Origin of the sequence: Bartonella sp. MU37NMGALS (assembly GCF_042194015.1) — a bacterium.
GTDB lineage: Bacteria > Pseudomonadota > Alphaproteobacteria > Rhizobiales > Rhizobiaceae > Bartonella > Bartonella grahamii.
The window spans coordinates 1-2,635 of the sequence record NZ_JBHIML010000050.1 but is presented as its reverse complement, the minus strand read 5'-3'; the positions used below and the strand labels follow the sequence as shown (position 1 = coordinate 2,635).

Genomic DNA, 2,635 nt, shown 5'->3' with positions numbered 1-2,635 from the left:
TCTAGTTTACGCAATTGGCTCGCTGAAACAACCGATGCCCCCTATGAGGTCGCTGAAACTATTCTAAGTCATACGGTAGGGGGTAAAGTAGAGCGTGCCTATCGTCGGACTGATTATCTAGAACAACGCCGGATCTATATGGATAAATGGGCAGCTTATGTCACTGGTCAATCTTAAGATATGGGGTGAATAACCCCATTATCTGTGGATAACTTTAGCTCTCTTCTCTCTCATTCTTTCTCAATAAGAGTCATAAATTATCACATCAGAAATTGTATGATAAAATATTGTTTTCTATAAATAAAATACCTTCAAAAATGAACCAAAATGTGGTTAATAAATGCTTATGATTTGTTTTCATTTTTTTACTTTTGAAAGGAAATTATTATGACAGAAAATGATATTCTTTTGACAGACCGTGAAAGTGCAAAACTGCTTCATATGAGTGTCTCAACATTCCGCCGTCATGTTACCAATGGATCTCTCCCAAAACCTTTAAAATTTGGCTTTTTATCCCGTTGGTTACAATCAGATCTTTTGAATGTAATCGAGCAAGCAAAACAGCAACGTCAAAGTGACGCGGCATAAAAAGAAAACCTTGTCACGTAAGAACGGACAAGGCTTTCTCAAACTCATCAACCTGGTGCTTTATTTGGTGTAAATTCAAGGCTTTCTCTGCTGAAGCAAGACTTAAGGCTGGCATTCAAGTTGTTCTGAATGTTTTTTACAATAAGGGCTATTTAAGCGTCTCTCAACACTTCGCTGAGGCATGACAGCACCAGGACGACATATGGGAAGATTGTCCGATTTATGGTTTTCACACCAATCTTGTATTGTAAAGCTAGGACGAAAACCTGATTGCGCCATACACATTTCAATACTGGCAAATTGATTCAAATCTAGCGCCACAACCTTATTAAGGTCCGGTACTCCACATTCTAAAAGTATTTTATTTCTCCATAATGCTGGAGAAAGTGAGGGAATTGAGTTAACACATCCAGTGATACTTAACAGAGCTATACAACTCAACAGTTTTAAGATTTTCTTCATTATTCCCCTCTTTCAATGGATTTATTTACAATAAAACAGCTCATAAGCTTGTTGATATTTTCTGTCACCGCTGCTGAAAACAACAGTGAACAATATTGAAATGGTTAGTTGAGGGAACAATCCCGCCATTCCAAACAAAGGAAAGGATGGCAGATTGTTGATCGTCACAAACAAAACTTAAGGTTTGCATTCAGGTTGTACTGGACTTCTTTTACAAAACGGGCTGTTTAAGCGCTTTTCGACACTTCTCTGTGGGATGACAGCACCAAGCTGACAAATGGGAAGGTTTTCTTCTCTAAATGTATAACACCAGTTTCCTCTCCCTTTATAATGGAATCCTGATTGAACCATGCAAGCATAAATTGTTGCATCCTCATTAACACTAAGCTTTCTATTTTCTGAATCAGCATCAATAAGACTCGGCATTCCACATTCTAATAAGGCTTTTCCTACCTCAGTAGAATCTGCACCTGCCTTCTCCCACATACTCACGTACTCTGGAGGACTGCTGTCAATTTTTGATATGTCACATCCAGTCACACTTAATAGGACTATACCACTCAATAATTTTAAAATTTGTCTCATTTTTTCTTCCATAAATGATCTAAAGTCGAATAAATTGAATGAATTTGTTTAGTAGGAGATGTTCCATAATTAGTTATACACGCTTTACTTGCATCACCATAACAATTATGGGGACTAGGATCATAACCGCCTAACGCCCTCCCTCCCTCTATCAATGGAGAGGTTGCTGTAGTCAATAAACTGTTTCCTACAAACAGCGTCATATATAAAGGATTTTTTATACCTTTCTCCAAAAGTGAAAAATCTAGATTTAAAGGTACTTTATAAAAAGTAGGTGCATTGTAACCAAACAACGTACTAATAGGGTCAGATGCATGGCTTTGTAAGTAAACATGATCATTTTTGCCATCGCTTACGACATATAATGCATTCGCTATCGATTGAGCATGATCCGCTGGTCCATAAAGATAAATATCTGTTTTTTCTGCTATACCGTGAATGCCATGCTGTTCAAAGTCACGCATTCCATTGCCTACTGTTAAGCTACCACGACTATGCGCACTAACAATCGCCCCTGTATTGCCATAACGATAGGCAAAATCTTGGAATTTCTTGGTCGAATTACTCCATCCCCCAAAATACTCATAAATTGCTACCCCGAACTCTACTAGCTTATCTTTAGCTTGGGGGTGGTAGGTAAAATAAAGGGGTTCATGCGCATTATCAGCCATTTTGACGGCATTACGGGCTGCTTCATCAGATGAATTAGAAATACCATTATAGAACATACGCCTGTTGCCATCAGAGCCTTTTTGTAAATGATTTTCTTCTCCTGGTTTTAAATAGCGATACAGAGTAATATATTTTCCATCGCTGCCTTTTATATACTCTCCATTTTCATCGGTTAAATAGAGGACATTGCCATTTTCATCATGCAAAATCTCACCTACAGGATGCTCTTTAACATTTGCGACTTCGCGTATTTTGTCCCAGTATCCCAATCCTTCATCCGATAAATCATTGATCATATCTACGCGATTATGAACGATCCCCTCAAGCG

3 protein-coding genes and 1 pseudogene are annotated in these 2,635 nt (G+C 38.1%); 1 reads left to right on the top strand and 3 read right to left on the bottom strand.

Annotated elements, in window-relative coordinates; genetic code table 11:
* Positions 1-387: 387 nt before the first annotated feature.
* On the top strand, positions 388-588 hold the full coding sequence (locus tag ACFIJP_RS08720) for an AlpA family transcriptional regulator (protein WP_007347209.1): 201 nt from the start codon (positions 388-390) through the stop codon (positions 586-588).
* A gap of 102 nt (positions 589-690) precedes the next feature.
* On the opposite strand, the gene ACFIJP_RS08715 is transcribed toward ACFIJP_RS08720, so the two are convergent.
* The 3 genes and pseudogenes from ACFIJP_RS08715 to ACFIJP_RS08705 all read right to left on the bottom strand — a co-directional run.
* The gene (locus ACFIJP_RS08715; RefSeq protein WP_273724680.1) at positions 691-1,050 is read right to left on the bottom strand and encodes a hypothetical protein; all 360 of its coding nucleotides are present in this window, start codon (positions 1,048-1,050) and stop codon (positions 691-693) included.
* A gap of 177 nt (positions 1,051-1,227) precedes the next feature.
* On the bottom strand, positions 1,228-1,635 hold the full coding sequence (locus tag ACFIJP_RS08710; RefSeq protein ID WP_273724574.1) for a hypothetical protein: 408 nt from the start codon (positions 1,633-1,635) through the stop codon (positions 1,228-1,230).
* Positions 1,632-2,635 (bottom strand): annotated as a pseudogene (locus ACFIJP_RS08705) (filamentous hemagglutinin); the annotation flags it as partial. The pseudogene ACFIJP_RS08705 and the gene ACFIJP_RS08710, both read right to left, overlap by 4 nt.

What these genes read in the sequence shown, in the direction of transcription:
- ACFIJP_RS08710 (WP_273724574.1), bottom strand. Translation starts at nt 1,635, where the DNA reads ATGAGACAAATTTTAAAATTATTGAGTGGTATAGTCCTATTAAGTGTG.
- ACFIJP_RS08715 (WP_273724680.1), bottom strand. Translation starts at nt 1,050, where the DNA reads ATGAAGAAAATCTTAAAACTGTTGAGTTGTATAGCTCTGTTAAGTATC.
- ACFIJP_RS08720 (WP_007347209.1), top strand. Translation starts at nt 388, where the DNA reads ATGACAGAAAATGATATTCTTTTGACAGACCGTGAAAGTGCAAAACTG.